The sequence below is a fragment of the Stenotrophomonas sp. a6 genome (assembly GCF_030913325.1).
GTDB lineage: Bacteria > Pseudomonadota > Gammaproteobacteria > Xanthomonadales > Xanthomonadaceae > Stenotrophomonas > Stenotrophomonas maltophilia.
The window spans coordinates 4043083-4062838 of the sequence record NZ_CP133161.1 but is presented as its reverse complement, the minus strand read 5'-3'; the positions used below and the strand labels follow the sequence as shown (position 1 = coordinate 4062838).

Here is a 19756-nt window from a genome sequence, read left to right as displayed (position 1 = left end):
CATTCTCGTTTCCATTGGAATAGCCAACAGGCCGCTTCTGGCCTGCCAGCCCGGTTCACGCCTGTGTACGTCTGCATCTGCAACGGAGTCACCGACCACCAGATCCGCGAAGCCGCCAGCCATGGCGTCAGTACGGTGGCCGAACTGACCATGCGTACCGGCTGTGGCGCTACCTGCGGTTCCTGCCTGGACATGGCCGGCGATCTGCTGGCCAAGGCGCGTGCCACCCACGATCTGCCGCTGCCGGTATTGGGTCTGGCCCAGGTCGCCTGATCGTCTCTTGGCGGCGCGTTGACGGCGCGCTTTCGCATTCTTCACGTGCGGCCGCACAGGCCAATGCGCACGATTCGCGTTCCTTCACGGCTGCAGGCAAGGCGTTAAAGTGCCTGCGTTTTCAGCGTGCAGGAGCATCCCCATGAAGGGCGACACCAAGGTCATCGAATTCCTCAACAAGGTCCTCTACAACGAGCTGACCGCGATCAACCAGTACTTCCTGCATGCCAAGATGCTGAAGAACTGGGGCATCAAGGAACTGGCCGAACACGAGTACAAGGAATCGATCGACGAGATGAAGCATGCCGACATGCTCGCCGACCGCATCCTGTTCCTCGAAGGCCTGCCGAACTTCCAGGCGCTGGGCAAGCTGCGCATTGGTGAGAACCCGACCGAGATCCTGCAGTGCGACCTGTCGCTGGAACGCGATGGCGTGGTCACCCTGCGCGAGGCCGTGGCGTATGCCGATTCGGTCGGCGACTACGTCAGCCGCCAGCTGTTCGTGAAGATCCTTGATTCGGAAGAAGAGCACATCGACTGGCTGGAAACCCAGCTCGACCTGATCGAGCGCATCGGTGAACCGAAGTACCTGCTGAGCAAGCTGGAAGAGTGAGTCAGCCGGCCTGGCCGGCGCGATGCTGTGCCAGGTAGCCCGTCAGTGCAACGCGCGCTCGGGCGAATTCCGCAACCAGCAGCGCCACCGCTACTGCGGGGCGCTGCAGGCTGCCGCTGCGGGCTTCGTGCTCGATGCGCTGCGCGACTGACGACAGCGACAGTGCGCCCACGTTCGCGCTGGATGACTTGAGGCTGTGCGCGACGGCCTGCAGGCGAGGCTCCTCGCCGTTCTGCGCGGCCTGCTGCAGCTGCTGCACCATTGCCGGCGCATCCTCCAGGAACACCGAGACGATCTGGATGGCGCTCTCCCCGATCACTGCATGCAGTTCGTCCAGCACGTCGCGGTCCAGCACCGGCTGCGGCTTGGAGCCGACTCGGCTGTCATCGTCCTGTAGAGCCGAGCCATGCTCGGCTGATGGAGCGCGACGGCTATCGGCCGTCAGCCGGGCATGGCTCGGCTCTATCGAAGGCCGTGCAGGTGATGCGGTTTTGCCGCCGCCCCAGCGCTGCAGCAGCGCATGCAGGGTGGCGCGTGCAATCGGCTTGGACAGATAGTCGTCCATGCCGGCCTGCAGGCAGCGCTCGCGGTCACCGGCCATGGCATTGGCGGTCATCGCGATGATCGGCAGGCGCGGGCGCCCGTTTTCCACTTCCTCGGCGCGCCAGCGGCGGGTGGCGGCATAGCCGTCCAGCACCGGCATCTGGCAATCCATCAGCACCACATCCACGTCGCCTTCGCGCAGGGCAAGCAACGCCTGCTCGCCATCGGCGGCGTTGCGCACTTCGCACTGGAACACGCGCAGCAGCTGCTCGGCCACCATGCGGTTGACCGTGTTGTCCTCCACCAGCAGCACGCGCAGGTGCAGCGGCGGCAGCGTGGGCGTGGGCTGGCCCTGTCCGGCGTTGGCCAGCAGCGCGGCAGGGCGCGCATGCGCAACCGGTGCAGCCAGCAGTGCATGCAGCCCAGCGTCGTCGAAATGCGAGGGTAGCTGCCGCTGGCGTGGGCGTGGCGGAAGGGCATCGTCCTGCAGCCACAGCACCTGCAGCCCGTCGTCTTCGCCACGTTCGGCCAACGCCTGTTGCAGCGTCGCTTCACCGATGCGGCGCGCACGTGCATCGACCAGCAGCCACGCCGGTGCCGGTTGCCCCGGCCTCGGCACCGCGCGCAGGCGCTCGACCACGGCATCGAACTGCGCCAGGGCGTGCACCAGCAGTCCATGATGGGCCGCGATGCGCTCGATGCGTGCCTGCAGGATGGCATCGCTACTGAACAGCAGCAGCGCGTCTGGCGTGCGCGCCATGGCCGGCAGGTCGCCGGGCACCTTCAACAACGGGATCTCGAACCAGAACGTGGCGCCCTGGCCGGGCGTGGACAGCACGCCGATGCGCCCGTGCATCAGGTCGATGATGCGCTTGCAGATCGCCAGGCCCAGGCCGGTGCCACCGTAGATGCGGGTCGTTGAGGCATCGGCCTGGCTGAAGGACTGGAACAGGCGCGCCTGCAGTGCGTCGTCGATGCCGATGCCGGTGTCGATGATCTCGAAGCGCAGCTGGTGCTGTGCGGGACCTTCGCCCAGGCGCTGCACGCGCAGCTGTACCTGGCCGCGCGCGGTGAACTTGATCGCGTTGGCCAGCAGGTTGCTCAACACCTGGCGCAGGCGTACCGGGTCGCCACGCACCGGCAGGCGCACCGACGGGTCCAGCTGCAGCCCCAGCGACAGGCCCTTGGCGTCGGCGGCGCGCTGCATCAGCTGCACCACGCCATCGAGCAGGTCGCGCAGGTTGAAGCTGGTGATCTCCAGTTCCAGCGCCTGTGCTTCCAGCCGCGAGTAGTCGAGGATGTCGTCGACGATGCGCAGCAGCTGCTGCGAGCTGGCCGAGGCGGTGGCCAGCATCTGCCGCTGGTCCTCGCCCAGCGGGCCGCGTGCGATCAGCTCCAGCATCGGCAGGATGCCGTTGAGCGGCGTACGGATCTCGTGGCTCATCGTGGCCAGGAACTCACCCTTGGCCAGCACCGCCGCCTCGGCGGCCTGCTTGGCCTGCAGCAGCTGCTGTTCCAGCTGCCCCTGTCGTTCGGTGGTGCGGCGCAGCTGGTCACGTTCGGCGGCCAGCAGGCTGCGCTCGCGTTGCAGCTGGGCCAGTGCCCGGTTGCGCGCGCGCAGCCGCAGGCCCAACAGCAGCGCGGTGATGGAGGCCGCAGCAAGGGCAACCAGCAGCGCGACCCACATCGGCACGTCAGAGCACCGCGTTGTGGAAGTCGAAGTTCAGATCGCTGCCGGCCGACTGCACCATGTTGCCCTGGATGTAGTCGACACCGCCCACCCACATCGCGGCGGCGGCCTGCGGATCTTCGATCTGCTGGCCGATGATCTGCTGCCCGGCGGCGTGCGCCCGCTCGATTGCCCGGCGCAGCTCTTCGCGCGTGGCCGGATTGGAATGACTGCTGGAGAAGCGCGCGGCCATGCGCACGAACGACAACGGCAGCTGGGTCAGCAGCGCATCGGCTTCGCCCCCGGGTTCGAACTGGCTCAGGCAGAAGCGCACGCCGGCGCCGGCCATGCGCTGGCAGAACTGCTGTAGCGGCACGGTATGGATCAGCGCGTCGGGCAGGCGGACGTCGATCACCAGCGCGCTGCCGGGCAGGTCGCGCTGCTGCAGCGATTCCAGCAGCCAATCCGCGAACGCATCGCGTTGCAGGGTGCGCAGCGACTGCGAAACGAACAGGTTCAGTGGTTGCGTCGCGTGCCGGTAAAGGTCGAGAAGGCCCAGTGCATGGTCCATCACCTGCTGGTCGAGATCGGCGATGCGCCCGGCAGCCTCTGCGGCCGGAATCACCTGGCCTGCCGCCAGCAGCGTACCGTCGGCCTGGCGAAGGCGCAGCAGCAGCTGGTACTGCGCGGTGTTGCCGCCGGCGACGGCGACGATCGGCTGGTAGGCCAGCTCAAGCTGGCCTTCCAGCAGTGCCAGGTGTTCCTGCTCGCTGGTCACGTCGCGGTGCACGTGGCCGGCCACGCCGGCGCTGAGCAGCCGTGCCTGCAGGGTGGTGCGCTCGACTGCCTCCAGCGCGCTGTTGGCATCGTCGAAGCCCGGCGACAGCGGTGCATAGCCGACCACGCCCCGCAGATGCACCGATTCGTCATCGCGGATCACGAAGGCCCGCGCCGACAACTGCTCGCGCAGCGCAGCGGCAATGCCTTCCAGGCTGTCCTCGCTGACATTGCGCGCAAGCAGCAGGAAGCTGTTGTCGTTCAGGCGCGCCAGCAGGTGCGGGTGGCCGGCTTCTGCCAGGCGTTGCCCGGCCTGCACCATCAGGCGCTCGAAGGCGGCATAGCCATAGCGCTCGCGCAGGCCCAATGCGCTGGATATCTCGACGAACAGCACGCCGCCCTGGTCGCGGTGGGCGAGCGCGGCGTTGAGCTGCTGCAGCACGTGATGCCGCGTCGGCAGCCCGGTTTCCGGATTGCTGGTGGCCGGGGTGCCGGATACGCCGGGCAGGGTTGCGGCCTGCGCCCGCGCACGGCGGATGCGGTTGGCCACGGCGGCGATCAGGTGGCGCGGGCGGATCGGCTTGCTCAGGTAGTCGTCGGCGCCACTGTCGAGCACCTCGAACTGGCGTTCCGGGTCCGGGTCGCCGCTGAGGAACACGATGGGCAGCAGCTGCAGGCCGGGCTGCTGGCGGATCAGCGCGGTCAGCCGCATGCCGTCCAGACCGGGCAGGTGCAGGTCCATCAGGATCAGGTCGGGGCGATGTTCCTTGATCGCCTGCAGCGCACCGTCGGCATCGCTGTGCACGATCGCCTGCATGCCGGCGCCATGCAGCACGCTCTGTGCGAACAGTGCCTGGGCGCGATCATCCTCGACGATCAGCACGCGGTAGGGCGAATCGGAATGCAGCGGTGCCGGGTCATTGCCGCCGGCCTCGGCCAGCAGGGATGGGCCGGGCAGCGGCGGCGGTGCGCTGCCGATCGATGCGGGTGCGTCGGAGGCGGCCAGCGGCGGAACCGCTGCCGGCGCTGCGGCGACGGCGCTCGCCGGTTCAGCGGTCCAGCGTTGCCAATGATCGGCCGGAGGGGTTTCAGCGCGTCCCGGGCGGGCGCCCGCGGGGGATTCGTTTGCGGCCATCGGTGCTCCTGGTGTTCGCGCCCATTATGCGACAAGCCCGGCGATCAACCGGTGCCGGGCTGGCGTGGACTGTCGGGCGATGCACTGCGTGCCAGCCAGCGCACGCCCTTCCACAGGGTGCGCCAGACCAGCCACACCAGCAGCGCGCCCGCCAGGCTGCAGGCCAGCACCACGATCAGCGCGATCCACGGGTGTGCCAGGGCCAGGGCCAGACCACCGACCACCACGGTGTCCTCGGCGGCGGAGGCCACCCAGTTGCTGGCAGGCTCGGGCGAGGTATTGAGCAGGGCGCGGGTGCCTGCCTTCAGGCCGTGGCTGGCCAGCGCGACACCTGCACCGGCAGCAAGTGCGCCGGTGCCCAGCTGCCCATCCGGCGACAGCGTGGCTGCGGCAAGGAAGGCACCTGCGGGTACACGTGCCAGGGTCTGCACCAGATCCCACGCCGAGTCGACGCCGGGAATCTTGTCGGCGAAGAATTCGGTCACCGCCAGCGCCGCCGAGGTGCCCAGCACCCACCACGATTCAGTGGCCTGCAGGGCCGGTGGCAGGTCGACCCAGCCGAGCAGGCCGGCCAGGCCGACACCGAACACGGTGAGGTAGACGCGGATGCCGGCCAGCCAGGCCAGCAGGATGCCGATCACGAACAGGTGGGCTTCGGTCATGGCGATGCTCCGGCGACGGAACTGTGCAGGGGACCACACTATCGACGATGGCATGCCTGAACGCCACAGACCGTGGCTCGCCACTGCGCAGGAAACCCACCCGTCCTGTCATACACTAGCCCGTCGTTTGCCACAGGGGCCGTACCGGTGTCGCCCTCGCGATGCCCCGGAATCCACCCATGACCAACCGTCCTCCCATGCGCGTGCAGGTCCGCCTGCCCGGCGCGCCGCAACCGCCGGCCGACCGCCGCCGCCTGCTGGTGATCGGCGGCATCTGGCTGCTCAGCCTGGTGCTGGCGGTGCTCGGCGGCTGCTGGATGGCCACCCCGCGCGATGCGCAGGGCCAGCGCCTGCAGGCCGCCGAGAAGCGTGCCGAGACGCTGCAGGCGCAGCTGACCGAACTGCGCCAGAAGCAGGCCACGCTGGAAGCCTCCGACCGCATCAGCCGCGCCGCCAACACCGAGGTGCAGTCCTCGCTGGCCGAGCGCGATGAGGAAATCGCCGGCCTGCGTGCCGACGTTGCCTTCTATGAGCGCCTGGTGGGTTCGACCAGCCAGCGCAAGGGCCTGAACACCCATTCGATCGAGTTCAGCCCGGAAGCGGCCGGCACCTGGCAGTACACCGCGGTGCTGACCCAGAACCTCAACCGCGGCGCCATCAGCCAGGGGCAGATGCGCTTCACCGTGGAAGGCGTCAAGAACGGCAAGCTGGCCACGATCAGCTGGGATGATCTGCACCAGCGCAGCAAGGTACCGGGACAGGATTACTCGTTCCGGTACTTCCAGCAGCTCACCGGCAGCGTGATGCTGCCGGCTGACTTCACCCCGCAACGCGTGCGGGTGACATTGGGGAGTGGTACGGGGGGTACCACCCAGGTATTCGACTGGAAACAGGCCGGTGCGCCGGCCAGCAAAGGGGAGTAGGCAGATGTTCGGAAGCAGCAAATCCAACCGTGAAGGCCAGCTGGTGGTGGATGCCCTGATCGGCAACCAGGTGGTGATCCGCGGTGATGTGGAATTCAGTGGTGGCCTGTACGTGGAAGGCCGCATCCATGGCAAGGTGATCGCCGCCGAAGGCGCCAGTGGCGCGACCCTGACGGTCGCCGAGCATGGCGTGATCGAGGGCGAGATCCGTGCCCAGGTGGTGGTCATCAGTGGCCGCCTGGACGGCGACGTGCACGCCAGCGAGAAAGTCGAACTGACCCCGAGCGCGCGGGTCAACGGCAACGTCCATTACCAGGTGGTGGAGATGAATGCGGGCGCCCAGCTGAACGGTCGCCTGATCCATGCCAGCGCCCCGATGGCCGCCCTGCCGGCCCCGGAAGCTGATGAGGCCAATGGCGGCAAGGGTGACACCGCCGCACGCCGCAAGCTGGCCGAGGCGATGGCTTGAAAGCCATCGTCGGCATCCCCATGCTGACACCATGAGCACGCTAGTCTCCCTGCCCGGCGCCACCCCGGCCGCCGCGCCCGATTACCAGTCGCTGGAGCGCCCGCTGAACTTCACCGAGTCGGCGGCCGCCAAGGTCAAATCCCTGATCCAGGAAGAGGGCAACCCCGACCTGGCCCTGCGCGTGTACATCGAAGGTGGTGGCTGTTCGGGTTTCCAGTACGGGTTCGAGTTCGACGAGAACCGTGCCGAGGACGATCTGGCGGTACAGACCAGCGGGGTGACCCTGCTGGTCGACCCGTTGAGCCTGCAGTACCTGATGGGCGCCGAGGTGGACTACACCGAGAGCCTGACCGGTGCACAGTTCGTGATCCGCAACCCGAACGCAAAGACCACCTGCGGCTGCGGCAGCAGTTTCAGCATGTAGGCGGGGCGCGGGGCCTGCGTCCCGCGCGACAAGGTGTGTGGAGCAAGCTCCACACCCACAGACGGCTTCGGCAAAGCCCGCGGCTTGCCACCCGCATCGATTGGCGGCACGCTTGCAGGATGCCCAATACTCCTTCGCCGCTTTCCGGTTTCGCCTTCGTGGGCGAACCGCTGGAGCGCGCCGATGCCCTGCGCGAAGATGCCGATGCACTGGCGCGCCTGTGGCCGGGCGCGCACATTCTGGTGCTCGATCAGGGCGGCAGCGCCTTCACCGGCGATGACGACCAGCCGCTGGCGCTGACCGGCGCCGACATCGGCGGCGGTCCCGGCTCCGCGATCTTCCTCGGCCTGCGCGGGGAACAAGCGTGGTTCTCGGTTGAAGCCGCCAGCGTCACCGTCACCGCACCACGTCGCCTCGACCTGCGCCAGGCCGCGCTGCTGTGGTCGGTGGCTGATGCGACCGCTTTCAGCTACGCACGTGGCATGTCCTACTGGCACTCGCGCACCCGTTTCTGCGGGGTATGCGGTGGTGCCGTGGCGTTCGCCCGCGGCGGCTTCGTGGGGCGTTGCGCGCAGTGTTCCACCGAGCACTACCCGCGTGTCGACCCCGCGGTGATCGTGGCGGTTGAAAACCAGGGCCGCCTGCTGCTCGGCCGTCAGTCAAACTGGGCGCCACGTCGCTACTCGGTGCTGGCCGGCTTCGTCGAACCGGGCGAGACCTTCGAGCAGACCGTGGTACGCGAAGTCCACGAAGAGAGCAAAGTGCGGGTGACCGCTTGCCAGTATCTGGGCTCGCAGCCGTGGCCGTTCCCGGGCGCACTGATGGTCGGCTTCCGGGCGCAGGCGCAGGACGATCTGCCGACCGTGGACGGCGAGCTGGAAGACGCGCGCTGGTTCAGTGCCGACGAGGTCGGCGCGGCACTGGCGCGCGATGTGGAGGACGATGGCCAGGGCATCCGCCTGTCGCCGCCGATCTCGATTTCGCGCGGCCTGATCGAGCACTGGTACCGGCAGCAGAAGGGCTGAGAGGGGCTGGCTGGGGCGATTGCATTGCCGCCACCTGAACACGGCACGGGTTACAGTCCGGTTCACCGCTGAGGGCGCCGCTGCGACAGGTAAGGTAGCGGCGCCGAGCGTTCTGTTTCGTAGGGAGACCTGCCATGTTCACCACTCTGGCCGCCGTGCTGGTGGCACTGGCCCTGGGCCATGTTGCTCCGGCCGCTGCTGCCTCGCTGCGCCGTTTCGACGGTTTCCGGCGTTGGCTGGGCTGGCTGGATGCGCGTGGTGGCAAGGCCTGGCAGGGACCGGCCGGCGTTGCCTTGGCCCTGCTGCCGCCGCTGTTGCTGATGGCGCTGCTGGCGTGGCTGTTGCGCGGGGTGCTGTTCGGCCTGCCGTCGCTGCTGCTGGGCGTGGCGGTGCTGGCCTGGTGCTGGGGCCCGCGTGACCTGGACCGCGATATCGAGGCCATCATCGATGCCGATGATGCGGCGACGCGGCAGGCTGCAGTGCGCAACCTGCAGTCGGCCGGCGGCAGCCTGCGCGAGGACATTCCGTCACTGGTCGAGGCGACGGTGCTCAACGCACTGCGGCGCTGGTTCGCGGTGCTGTTCTGGTTCCTGTTGCTGGGCCCGGCTGGCGCGCTCGGTTACCGGCTGCTGGCGCTGATGGCGGAAAGCCCGATGCGTGCCCGCGTGCCGGTGGAGCCGCTGGCGCTGGCGCAGCGGCTGCTGGGCTGGATCGAGTGGCCGGTGGCACAGCTGATGGCGTTCTCGATGGCGCTGGTGGGCAACTTCGATACGGCGTGGAAGGCGTGGCGCCAGGCCCATGGCGAGCGCCTGACCGGCAACACCGGGTTCCTGGGTGCGGTGGCGCGGGCCAGCGTCAACGCCGAACTGCGCGAGGATGCGCACGACTACACCGAGGCGGGGCTGTTGCCGGTGTGGCAGCGGTTGCCGGACCTGCGTGATGCGATGAGCCTGGTGTGGCGGATGCTGCTGCTGTGGCTGGCGATCCTCGCCCTGCTGGTGATTGCAGGCTGGGTGACGTAGGTGTTTTGGCAGGGCTTGCAGCCCTGCACCTGCAGAGGCAACAGAGCAACAGCAACAGCAACAGCTGGATTGCTGGGGGTTGGCGGGGTGGGTCGGATGGCGGGGGACGCCGTGAATCCGTCCATGGAGGCTTGGTCGCCGCTTGCTCGTGTGCGCTGTCCTGCGCACACGGCAAGACCCGGGTTGGGCGTCCTGCCCAACCCGCCCGAGGCATGCCTCGGGCCCATGCGGCTCACACCCCCGCCATCCAACCCACCCCGCCTTTGACAGTTTTCCGCGCACGGACGTTCTCCAGAGCCGAGCCATGCTCGGCTCCGAGCGAGCGCAGCGAAGCGATCCGCTTTTGCTTTTGATCTTTTCTTTCTTTTCCGTGGTGGACGCGCACGGAAACTGTCCGTGGCCGGGCGGGTGGGCTGCGCAGGGGCGTGAGCCGCATGGATGCGGCGACCGAGCTTACATGGAAGTACTCGCAGCGACCCCTGCGCAGTCCACCCGCCCGGCCTATCCCATGACCGACAAACGCCGCCCACCACGAGGGGCTGCGCCGTTGGCTGGAAACCTAGATCGGTGCCAGTGCAGTGAACGGTGCCCACGGCAGGTTGCGCAGCAGCGCATACCCGGGCAGCACCCAGAGCCAGAACACAGGATTGGCCAGCACCCGCATCAGCGGGTCGAGCACGCGTGGGCGGATGCCGGCGATGTTCAGCAGCATCAGCAACAGGAACGGCAGGCTGATGACCAGCAGCGGGTTCATCGCCATCGCGCCGGGCAGGTCGAAGTGGACCAGGGAATACAGGCAGCGCGTGCTGCCACAGCCCGGGCAGTACAGGCCGGTCAGGGCGTACAGCGGGCAGCTCGGCAGTGGATTGCCGGCGACATACGGATTGACGTTGCGCAGCACCACCGTGGCACCCACGGCCAGGCCGGCGGAAGCCAGCAGCGGTGCCCAGCGGGCGAGTCGGGAACGAGCGGGAAGCGCGGACATGCAACAACGGATCCGGCGCAGGCGCCGGATCCGTCCAGGCGTATCAGTAGCCGCTGTTGCTCATCGCGCCCATGCCGCCGAGCACGACGAAGAACAGCACGTACAGCACGACCAGCACGGCCCAGGCAATGGCCGACCAGATGGCCCACTTCTTGGCCTTGGCGGCGGAGTCCTGGGCGCCGGCGATGTCGCCGGCGGCCAGCTTGCCGTTGACCTGTGCGGCGTAGACGATCGACACGATGCCGGCCGGCAGGCAGCAGAACAGGGTGGTCAGGATGGCCCAGACCAGGTTGTTCGGGACCTGCGGAGTAGCGGTATTCATGGGTTCAAGCTCCTTGATGGGTGGTGGTGGTGAATCATTGGTCGGAAAGAGCGCCCAGTACGGCCAAGCCGCCGAACAGCCCGAGCCACAACAGCAACAGGACCGGCAGGGCCACGGCCGAAGCCACTGCCCACCAGCCCGCCTTGCGCGACGCGCTGTAGGCCCCCGGCAGATCGCCAGCCGCGCGGCGGCCATCGACCTGGGAGGCATAGACGATCGACACCACGCCCAACGGCAGGCAGCAGAACAGCGTCGTCAGGATCGCCCAGACCAGATGGTTGGGGATGTAGACCGGACGGCTGAGCGGTGGTGGTTGATTCAAAGCGAGACTCCATTCCTTGGTGGCCGGCCTTGGTGAATCGGCCGAACCTCCCCCCTGTGGGTGCGTAATCTACCGCAACCGGCGTTGCATGTATGCGTTTACACGCACGGCATGTCGTGTTCGCCACTGGACGGTGGCGTATGCGGGGGAGGTTGCCGGGCCTGCCTGTCAGTCCGATTCTGTCAGGCGTGATCGCCGCGCAGGGCCCGCACCTGGGCTTCCAGCGCCTGGGCGTTGGTGGTGTGGCCGTCCATGGACGGTGCCGCCACCACCTCGACGGTGGCTCGGAAACGGCGCGGCACCCGCATGCGGCCGAGGCGGCTGTCGCGCCGGCTCCACATGCTCGACCACATGCCGCGCAGGGCCATCGGCACCACCGGCACCGGCCGCCGTTCGAGGATCTTCTCGACGCCGGACTTGAACGGGGCGATTGCACCATCCCTGGTCAGTGCGCCTTCCGGGAAGATGCAGACCAGCTCGCCTTCGGCCAACGCGGCGTCGATGTCATCGAACGCGCGCTGCATCAGCGCCGGGTCTTCGCGCGCACCGGCGATCGGGATCGCCTTGGCGGTACGGAAGATCCAGCGCATCACCGGGATGTTGAAGATCCTGTAGTACATGACGAAGCGCACCGGACGCGGAATCGTCGCCGACAGGATCAGTGCGTCCATGTAGCTGACATGGTTGCAGACCAGCAGCGCGGCACCTTCGTCGGGCACGTTGGCTTCGATGCCGTGCGGGCGCAGCCGGTACAGGGTGCGCACCATCAGCCAGCTGAGGAAGCGCATCAGGAATTCGGGGACGATGGTGAAGATGTAGATCGCCACCAGCGCGTTGGCGATGGCCAGCGCCAGGAACTGCTGCGGGATGGTCCAGTGCAGCAGCTTGTGCGCGGCCAGCGACAACAAGGCTGCGCCGACGATGAAGCCGGAATTCTGGATGTTCAGCGCCGCGAACACGCGCGACATCTGCGCCTTCGGCGTGCGGCTCTGGATCAGCGCGAACAATGGCACCACGAAGATACCGGTGAACAGGCCGATGCCGATCAGGTCGATGACGATGCGGATGCTGCCCGGCTGCTGCAGGAAGGTGCCGATGGTCAACCCGTGCACCGTCGCCTCGCCGCTGCGCGCGAAGTACAGGTCGAGCAGGAACGCGGTCATGCCGAACGCGCCCAACGGCACCAGACCGATTTCCACCGTGCGCGCCGACAGCTTCTCGCACAGCAGCGAGCCAACGCCGGTGCCGACCGAGAACAGGGCCAAGGCGAACAGATACAGTTTGGGTTCGCCGCCGAGGTTGGCCAACGCGTAGTTGGGCAGCTGCGAGGTCAGCACGGTGCCGACGAACCAGAACCAGGACACCCCGAGGATGGCGTTGCGCACCGCCTTCTGCTGCCGTGCCATGCGCAGCACGACCCGCGACTCCGGCAGGGGGTTCCAGTTGATCTTCAGGTTCGGATCGCCGGCGTCGACCTTGGGGATCAGGCGCGCGGCGATGTTGCCGCAGATGGCTAGAACGATCACCGCTGTGGCGGCCACGATCGGGCCGTGGCTCCCCGCAAGCAGGAACACCGAGCCGCCGATGATCATGCCGGACAGGATCGAGATCGAAGTACCCATCTCGACCAGGCCGTTGCCGCCAGTCAGTTCCTCGGGTTTCAGCACCGAGGGCAGTACCGAGTACTTCACCGGGCCGAACAGGGTCGACTGCATGCCGGTACAGAACAGCGCGACCAGCAGGAACGGCAGGTTCTCGGTAACGAAACCGACAGCCGCCATCGACATGATCACGATCTCCATGGTGGTGGTGATCACGATCAGCCGCGATTTTTCCAGTTTGTCGGCGATCTGCCCGGCCAGCGCCGAGAACAGGAAGTACGGGAGGATGAAGATGGCTGGCGCCAGCGTGGTGTAAAGCGAACGCTGCTCCTCCGAAACGCCCAGATAAAACAACAGGCCGATGATCGCCTGCCGGTACACGTTGTCGTTGAACGCACCCAGCGCCTGGACGACGAAGAACGGCAGGAAACGGCGCTGGCGCAGCAGGGCGAACTGGTTGTGACCGGACATGGAACCTCCTTGACCGGCGCAGCCTAGCATTCCTGCCTATCCGCTGTGGGTGCGGACCTGTGGGTGCGGACCGTTGGTCCGCACACCTGTCGATGGTCTCAGACGATATCGTCGACCACGCCGCCATCCACGCGCAGTGCTGCACCGGAGGTGGCCGAAGCCTGCGGCGAGGCCAGGTACACCACCATGTTGGCTACTTCCTCGACCGTGGCGGTGCGCTGGATCACCGAAGACGGCCGGTGTGCCATCACGAACTCGCGGCCGATCTGCTCCAGTGGCTTGCCGCTGCGCTGGCGTTCATCTTCGAACATCGCCGCGAAACCGTCGGACAGGGTCGGGCCGGGCAACACCGCGTTGACGGTGACGCCACTGCCGGCCACGCGCTTGGCCAGGCCGCGCGACAGCGACAGCTGCGCGGTCTTGCTGACACCGTAATGGATCATGTCGGCGGGAATGTTGCGTGCCGATTCGGAGGAGATGAACAGCACGCGGCCCCAGCCGGCGTCGACCATCGCCGGCAGCAGTGCCCGCGACAGACGCACGCCAGACATCACGTTGGTCTGCCAGTAGCGCTCCCAGGTGGCGTCTTCGGTCTCGAAGAAGTCCTCGGGGCCGAAAATGCCGGCGTTGTTGACCAGGATGTCGACCTTGGGCAGGCCGGCCAGCAGCACATCGACACCGGCTGCATCGGAAAGGTCGGCGGCGACGCCGATCACCTCGGCACCCGGAACGGCGGCGAGCAGGCGCTGGCGGGCGCGTTCGACACTGTCGGTGCTGCGGCCGTTGAGAATGACCCGCGCACCCGCCGCGGCAAGACCCTGGGCGATCGCCAGGCCGATGCCGGCGGTGGAAGCGGTAACGAGCGCGGTGCGGCCGGCGAGTTCGATCTTCATGGGGGGAGTCCAGGAGCAGGGGATCACCCAGTATCCGCGCAGGAACGTGATCGGGATGCAGCGCCAGGCGCAACACACGGTTGCACACGGTGCAGTCCATCCACGCCATGCGTGGATGGACTGCGGGTCGCGCCAGGCCCTGCCCGGCGCCGGCCTTCAGGTGAGCGTGCGCACGGCCTCATTCGCCGCCGCCCGCACCTTCGGCAGCATCCGCAGCACCAGCGCCATCTGCGTGCGGATCAACTGCAGCTTCGCCGGCATCGCCTCGTCGATCTGCTCCAGCTCGGCCGCCACCGCGCGGTCGGCGTCGTTGTCGTCCTCGCTGACCGGCCGCCGTGCGGTCAGGGCCGAGGCCAGCTGCTGCAGCGCTTTCCGCACGCGGTCACCGGCGGCCAAGGCCAGCGGATCGCCGGCGTAGCTGTCCACCTGGTCGCGGTGTGCACCCAGCGCCGACAAGTGCCCAAGCAGCGTGTTGGAGAGCGCCAGGAAGTGGAAGCCGGCATCCAGGTTGCGGCGCACGTGACCGGGTTCGCGCAGCATGTTCGACAGCGCGGTGGACAGCGCGGCGTCGGCGTTGTGCATGTCGCGGCGGGCGATGCGGTAGGCCAGGTCATCGCGCATGCCGCTGCGGTACTGGCCCAGCACCGAATCCAGGTAGCGCGCGGCGGTATCGAGCACCCGCGCCAGCACAAGGTGCAGCTGGCGGCCCTGCCAGTCGGGCAGGATCAGGAACGCGGCGGCAGCGGCAATCGCGCAGCCCAGCAGCGTGTCGACCATGCGCGGCACGATCAGCACGAAGCCATCGCCGATCAGGTTGAAGCAGGTCAGGGCCATCACCGTGATCGCCGCCGATGCCACCAGGTAGCGGTCGGTGCGGGTGAAGAAGAACAGCAGCGCCGACAGCAGCGCGATCAGCAGTTGCACGTGCAGTTGCGGGAACAACTGCAGCAGCGCCCAGGTGAGCACGAGGCCGGCCACGGTGCCGACGATGCGCTGCGCCAGGCGCTGCCGGGTCGCACCGAAGTTGGGCCGGCACACGAACACGATGGTCAGCAGCACCCACGAGCCGTTCTGCGCATTGAACAGACGGATCGCGGCGAAACCGGCGATCAGCGCCAATGCCATGCGCAGGCCGTGGCGGAACAGGACCGAGCCGGGCGTGAGCTGCTGGCGCACGCGCACGCCCATCTCGCGCAGGGTATGCGGGTTGCTGTCGCGCAGGCGCGTATCGACATTGTCGAGACTGGCCTCGGAGCGTTCGGCGTCCAGCAGGCGGCGTTCGATGCTGCGCAGGTTGTGCACCAGCAGGTCCAGCGAACCCAGCAGTCGCTGCCACTGCGGGCGCTGCTGGTCGCGCAGGTAGGCCAGCGCATCGGCCAGGTCGCGCCCGGCCTGCTGGTTGGTTTCGCCATACACGAACGGGCGGCGCAGGCGGATCGCCTCGCCCAGGCGCGCGCAGGCCTGGCCCTGAAGATCGAGCAGGCGCTGGCAGCGGTACAGCACGTCGCTGTGGAAGAACGCATCGACCAGGGCGCCGTACGGGTAGTGCGAGGAACTGGCGCGCTCGTGGAAATCCTGTGCCATGTAATAGAGGCGCAGGTACAGGCCGGAGTTCACGCCCGGCCGCCCGGAACGGCCGAAGCGGGCGAGAATCGCGGTCTTGGCCTCGTTCAACGCGCCGACCACGCGCCGGTTCTGCTCGGCCAGGTCGAGCTGGCGGCGTCGCAGGTCGGCCTCACGTACCGGTTCGAACAGGGCGGCCTTCAGCTGCAGGTAGCGGCCCAGCTCGATGTAAAGCCGCGCCACGCGCTCGCGCACCGGTCGGTTGGCGAACAGTGCGGTCCACAGGATCGACAGCAGTCCGTACCAGACGGCGCCCGCCAGCAGGTGGCTGACCGCTTGCAGCGCGGTATGCAGGTCGCTGGCACCGTGCTGCTCCAGCCCGATCATGGTGTAGATCGCCAGCGTTACCGTGGCCTGGGCGATGGATGCGTAGCGCTCGCCGAGCGCGCCCAGCAGGGTCAGGCCGAAGGTGGACAGTGCCAGCGCGCCGATGAAGATCCACGGCCAGGGGAACAGCCAGATCACCGACGCCGCAGCGATGCAGAAACACAGCAGCGACAGCGCCACCGCCTTGGTCCGGCCCCACCAGTTGTCGTCGGTCTCGGCGATGGCGCTGGCGATGATGCCGAGGAAAACGCCGGGCAGGGCGGTCAGCGCATCCAGCTGCCAGCACACGGCAAGCGCTGCGGTCAGGGCGATGAACACGCGCAGGCCGTAACTGGCCTTCTCGTGGGCCCACAGGCGGCTGAGGCGGGATTGGCGGGCGGGCATGCAGGCTCGGCGGAAGGATCTCCCACCATTATTGCGGGGTGCGCGTGAAATATGGAGGGCGGACCACCGCGGTAGTGCCGGCCGCTGGCCGGCAGATTTGCCGTACCGAGAAAGCCGGCCAGCGGCCGGCTCTACCCTTGGATCCACGCCATGCGTGGATGGGCCGTTCTACGCACGCTGCGCGCGCTTGAGCAGCTTCGCTTCGCGCTTGCGTGCGCGACGTGCCCGCCAGCGTTCGGCCAGGCACGAGAAGATCACGTACAGCGCCGGCGTGCTGAGCAGGGTCAGGCTCTGCGAGAACAGCAGGCCGCCGATCATCGCGATGCCCAGCGGGCGGCGCAGTTCGGAGCCTTCGCCCAGGCCGATCGCCAGCGGCACCGCCGCCAGGATCGCCACCATCGTGGTCATCATGATCGGGCGGAAGCGCACGATGCTGGCCTCGCGCGCGGCATCGCGCGGTGCCAGGCCATGCTCGCGCTGCGCCACCAGCGCGAAGTCGATCATCATGATCGCGTTCTTCTTGACGATGCCGATCAACAGCACCAGCGCGATCATCGAGATCACCGACAACTCGGTGTTGGTGCCGAACAACGCGAGCAGTGCACCCACGCCCGCCGCCGGCAGCGTGGACAGGATGGTGACCGGATGGATCAGGCTCTCGTAGAGCATGCCCAGCACCAGGTACACGGTCAGGATCGCGGCGAACACCAGGATCAGCATGTCGCTGGGGTCGGAGTTGAAGCCGAAGCCCGCATCATCGGCCAGGCGGATGTCACCAGGCATGCGCATGCCGGCCACGGTCGCGTCGATGATCGCCTTGGCCTCACCCATGCTCACGTTCGGAGCCAGGTTGTAGCTGAGGTCCATCGTCGTGTACTGGTTCTCGTGGGTGATCTGCGACGGGGCCAGGCCGGGCATCTGCGTGGCCACCGCGGTGATCGGCACCATGTCGCCGTTGCGCGCACGCACGTACACCTCGTCCAGCGCGGCGGGGGTGGCGGTCTGCGAGGGCAGGGCGTTGACCACCACGCTGTACTGGTTGATGTCCGAATAGATGGTGGAGATCTGGCGCTGGCCGAACGCACCGTACAGCGCACCGTCGATGGCACCCACGGTGATGCCCAGGCGTGCGGCCTTGGCGCGGTCGATCTGGATGTTCTGGCGCAGGCCGGCGTTGTCCACGTCGGTACCGACATCGCGCAGCTTGGGGTTCTTCTTCAGCTCCGCCTGCAGCTTGGGCAGCCATTCCTGCAGCGATGCCAGGTCGTTGCCCTGCAGCGAGATGCGGTACTGCGCGCCCTGGCTGGAACCGCCGCCATCGTTGCTGGGCAGATCCTGGATCGCGCGCAGGCGCAGCTGCAGGTCGGGGTAGCGGTCGGCCTTGGCACTCAGCCGTGCGAGTGCGTGCGCCGTGGTCTCGCGACGGCCATCGCTGCGCGATTTCAGCTCGATGTTGAACTGTGCGCTGGAGCCCTGGCGGCCGCTGCCCAGGCGCACGCCCACGGTCTTCACCGCAGGGTCGGCCATCAGCATGTCGGTGATGCGGCGCTGGCGGGCGACCATGTCCTCGAAGGACACCGTGGCGCTGGAATTGGCGCGGCCCCAGATCAGGCCGGTGTCCTGCGGCGGGAACGCGCCCTTTTTCACCGCGCCGAACAGGAAGACGGTGGCGCCGATCAGGATCAGCGGGGTCAGCGACAGCAGCAGCGCGTGGCGCAGCGAGAAGTCGAGGAACACGGTGTAGACGCGAAGCATGCGCTCATGGCCGGCATCCAGCCAGCGGCCGAAGCGCGACGGCGGCGCGCTGTGGTCGTGCGCGCTGAGGAACCGGCTGCACAGCGCCGGAGTCAGCGTCAGCGAGACGATCATCGAGACCACGATGGCCGCCACCAGGGTGACGGTGAATTCGCGGAAGAACGCACCCATCATGCCGCTGGCGAACAGGAGCGGGATGAACACCGCCACCAGCGAGGCGGTGATCGAGACGATGGTAAAGCCGATCTCGCGCGCGCCGGTGAGCGCCGCCTGCATCCGCGGCATGCCTTCGTCGAGGTGGCGCATGATGTTCTCGATCACCACGATCGCATCGTCGACCACGAAGCCGATGGCGATCACCAGCGCCAGCAGGCTCAGGTTGTTCAGGGTGAAGCCCATCACGTACATCACCAGCGCGGCACCGGCCAGCGACAGCGGCACGGTCACCGCAGCGATCAGCGTGGGTGCCAGCCGGCGCAGGAACAGCGCCATGGTCAGCACCACCATCGCCAGGCTGATCAGCAGGGTGATCTGCACTTCATGCAGCGACGAGCGGATGGTCGGCGTACGGTCGAAGTACGGCGTCATCGTGGTGCCGGGCTGCAGGTAATCGCGCAGGGTCGGGATCTGCGCCTTGACCCGGTCCACGGTCTCCACGATGTTGGCGCCGGCACGGGTGAACACGTACATCACCACCGCCGGTTTGTGGTCGAACCACGCGGCCTGGTAGGCATCCTGCTGGCCGTCGTAGACGTTGGCGATGTCCTTCAGGCGGATCACCCGGCCATCGCCCTGGGTCTTGACCACCAGGTCGGCGAAGTCGGCGGCACGCGCCACCGAGTCGTTGGCGATGATCGCGGTAGTGGTGTTGCCGTCGCTGAGGAAGCCGGTGGGCGAGGTCACGTTGGCCGCGCGCACGGCGTTGCGCAGGTCATCGGCGGTCAGGCCGAGCGCGTTCATCAGGCGCAGGTTGACGTCCACACGCACCGCCGGCGTCGAAGCGCCAGCGATGTCGACCGAAGCAACGCCGCTGATCTGGCGGATGCGCTGGGCCAGCAGCGAGTCGGCGACGTTGTACAGCTCGTCGGCCGACTGCGTCTGCGAGGTCAGCGCGATGGCGATGACCGGGTCGTCGTTCGGATTCGCCTTCTGGTACATCGGCGAGCCCATGCCCGAAGGCAGGTCGGCCTGCGCCGAGTTGATCGCGGTCTGCACGTCCAGCGCGGCCGAATCGATGTTGTGGCCGCTCTGGAAGATCATGAACACCAGCGAGCTGCCTTCCGAGCTCGACGAGCGCATGCGGTCGATGCCCGGCAGCTGGCCGAGGTGGCGCTCCAGCGGCGCGGTGACTGTCGAGGCCATGGTCGCCGCATCCGCGCCGGACTGGCTGGCGTGCACGAAGATCACCGGGATCTCGATGTTCGGCAGTGCCGATACGCCCAGGCGCAGGTAGCAGATCAGGCCGACCATGAACAGGCCGATGGCCAGCAGCGCGGTGCCGATCGGGCGGCGGATGAAGGGGCCGGACAGGTTCATCG

The 19756-nt window shown here is 67.7% G+C and carries 17 protein-coding genes; 7 read left to right on the top strand and 10 right to left on the bottom strand.

Annotated features, from left to right (window positions below; all coding sequences use genetic code 11):
- The first annotated feature begins 63 nt into the window (after positions 1-63).
- Both Q9Q79_RS18625 and bfr read left to right on the top strand, forming a co-directional pair.
- A complete protein-coding gene (locus tag Q9Q79_RS18625; RefSeq protein ID WP_005411309.1) occupies positions 64-273 on the top strand; it encodes a bacterioferritin-associated ferredoxin in 210 nt (69 codons plus the stop codon).
- 142 nt (positions 274-415) lie between these two features.
- Complete coding sequence (gene bfr, locus Q9Q79_RS18620; RefSeq protein ID WP_005414691.1) at positions 416-886, top strand: bacterioferritin; 471 nt, start codon at positions 416-418, stop codon at positions 884-886.
- 1 nt (position 887) lies between these two features.
- Here the strand turns inward: bfr and Q9Q79_RS18615 are convergent, their stop codons facing one another.
- Genes Q9Q79_RS18615 through Q9Q79_RS18605 form a run of 3 tightly spaced genes read right to left on the bottom strand, consistent with a single transcriptional unit; the run spans position 888 to position 5672 of the window.
- Complete coding sequence (locus tag Q9Q79_RS18615; RefSeq protein ID WP_201864009.1) at positions 888-3122, bottom strand: ATP-binding protein; 2235 nt, start codon at positions 3120-3122, stop codon at positions 888-890.
- 1 nt (position 3123) lies between these two features.
- A complete protein-coding gene (locus tag Q9Q79_RS18610; RefSeq protein WP_005411306.1) occupies positions 3124-5010 on the bottom strand; it encodes an EAL domain-containing protein in 1887 nt (628 codons plus the stop codon).
- A 44-nt stretch (positions 5011-5054) separates the two neighbouring features.
- The gene (locus Q9Q79_RS18605) at positions 5055-5672 is read right to left on the bottom strand and encodes a DUF4126 domain-containing protein (RefSeq protein WP_005411305.1); all 618 of its coding nucleotides are present in this window, start codon (positions 5670-5672) and stop codon (positions 5055-5057) included.
- A gap of 179 nt (positions 5673-5851) precedes the next feature.
- Here Q9Q79_RS18605 and Q9Q79_RS18600 point away from each other — a divergent pair, with 179 nt between their 5' ends.
- From Q9Q79_RS18600 to ampE, 5 genes are all read left to right on the top strand, one after another.
- Entirely contained in the window at positions 5852-6595 is a 744-nt protein-coding gene (locus Q9Q79_RS18600) for a DUF6776 family protein (RefSeq protein WP_005411304.1), read from the top strand.
- Positions 6596-6599: 4 nt separating this feature from the next.
- Positions 6600-7064 (top strand): polymer-forming cytoskeletal protein, encoded by a 465-nt coding sequence (locus Q9Q79_RS18595; protein ID WP_024958552.1) that lies wholly within the window; start codon positions 6600-6602, stop codon positions 7062-7064.
- Positions 7065-7095: 31 nt separating this feature from the next.
- Positions 7096-7488, top strand: coding sequence for an iron-sulfur cluster insertion protein ErpA (gene erpA / locus Q9Q79_RS18590; RefSeq protein WP_005411302.1), 393 nt, complete (start codon positions 7096-7098; stop codon positions 7486-7488).
- A 119-nt stretch (positions 7489-7607) separates the two neighbouring features.
- Positions 7608-8513 (top strand): NAD(+) diphosphatase, encoded by a 906-nt coding sequence (gene nudC / locus Q9Q79_RS18585; protein ID WP_043034289.1) that lies wholly within the window; start codon positions 7608-7610, stop codon positions 8511-8513.
- 134 nt (positions 8514-8647) lie between these two features.
- The gene (gene ampE / locus Q9Q79_RS18580; RefSeq protein ID WP_005414686.1) at positions 8648-9535 is read left to right on the top strand and encodes a regulatory signaling modulator protein AmpE; all 888 of its coding nucleotides are present in this window, start codon (positions 8648-8650) and stop codon (positions 9533-9535) included.
- 559 nt (positions 9536-10094) lie between these two features.
- On the opposite strand, the gene Q9Q79_RS18575 is transcribed toward ampE, so the two are convergent.
- The 7 genes from Q9Q79_RS18575 to Q9Q79_RS18545 all read right to left on the bottom strand — a co-directional run bounded on the left by Q9Q79_RS18575 (position 10095) and on the right by Q9Q79_RS18545 (position 19754).
- The gene (locus Q9Q79_RS18575; protein ID WP_005411299.1) at positions 10095-10520 is read right to left on the bottom strand and encodes a DUF2752 domain-containing protein; all 426 of its coding nucleotides are present in this window, start codon (positions 10518-10520) and stop codon (positions 10095-10097) included.
- 43 nt (positions 10521-10563) lie between these two features.
- Positions 10564-10842, bottom strand: a complete 279-nt coding sequence (locus tag Q9Q79_RS18570; protein WP_005411298.1) for a CD225/dispanin family protein — start codon at positions 10840-10842, stop codon at positions 10564-10566.
- A gap of 34 nt (positions 10843-10876) precedes the next feature.
- Entirely contained in the window at positions 10877-11164 is a 288-nt protein-coding gene (locus Q9Q79_RS18565; RefSeq protein ID WP_005411297.1) for a CD225/dispanin family protein, read from the bottom strand.
- Positions 11165-11346: 182 nt separating this feature from the next.
- Positions 11347-13236, bottom strand: a complete 1890-nt coding sequence (locus Q9Q79_RS18560) for an MFS transporter (protein WP_099527789.1) — start codon at positions 13234-13236, stop codon at positions 11347-11349.
- Between the two features lie 98 nt (positions 13237-13334).
- Positions 13335-14129 carry an SDR family oxidoreductase gene (locus tag Q9Q79_RS18555; protein WP_012481431.1) on the bottom strand — a complete coding sequence of 265 codons (795 nt, stop codon included), beginning with the start codon at positions 14127-14129 and terminating at the stop codon, positions 13335-13337.
- Positions 14130-14285: 156 nt separating this feature from the next.
- Positions 14286-16463: a YccS family putative transporter gene (yccS, locus tag Q9Q79_RS18550; protein WP_201864007.1), complete on the bottom strand. Its 2178-nt coding sequence runs from the start codon at positions 16461-16463 to the stop codon at positions 14286-14288.
- A 168-nt stretch (positions 16464-16631) separates the two neighbouring features.
- Complete coding sequence (locus Q9Q79_RS18545) at positions 16632-19754, bottom strand: efflux RND transporter permease subunit (protein WP_005414681.1); 3123 nt, start codon at positions 19752-19754, stop codon at positions 16632-16634.
- Positions 19755-19756: the final 2 nt, after the last annotated feature.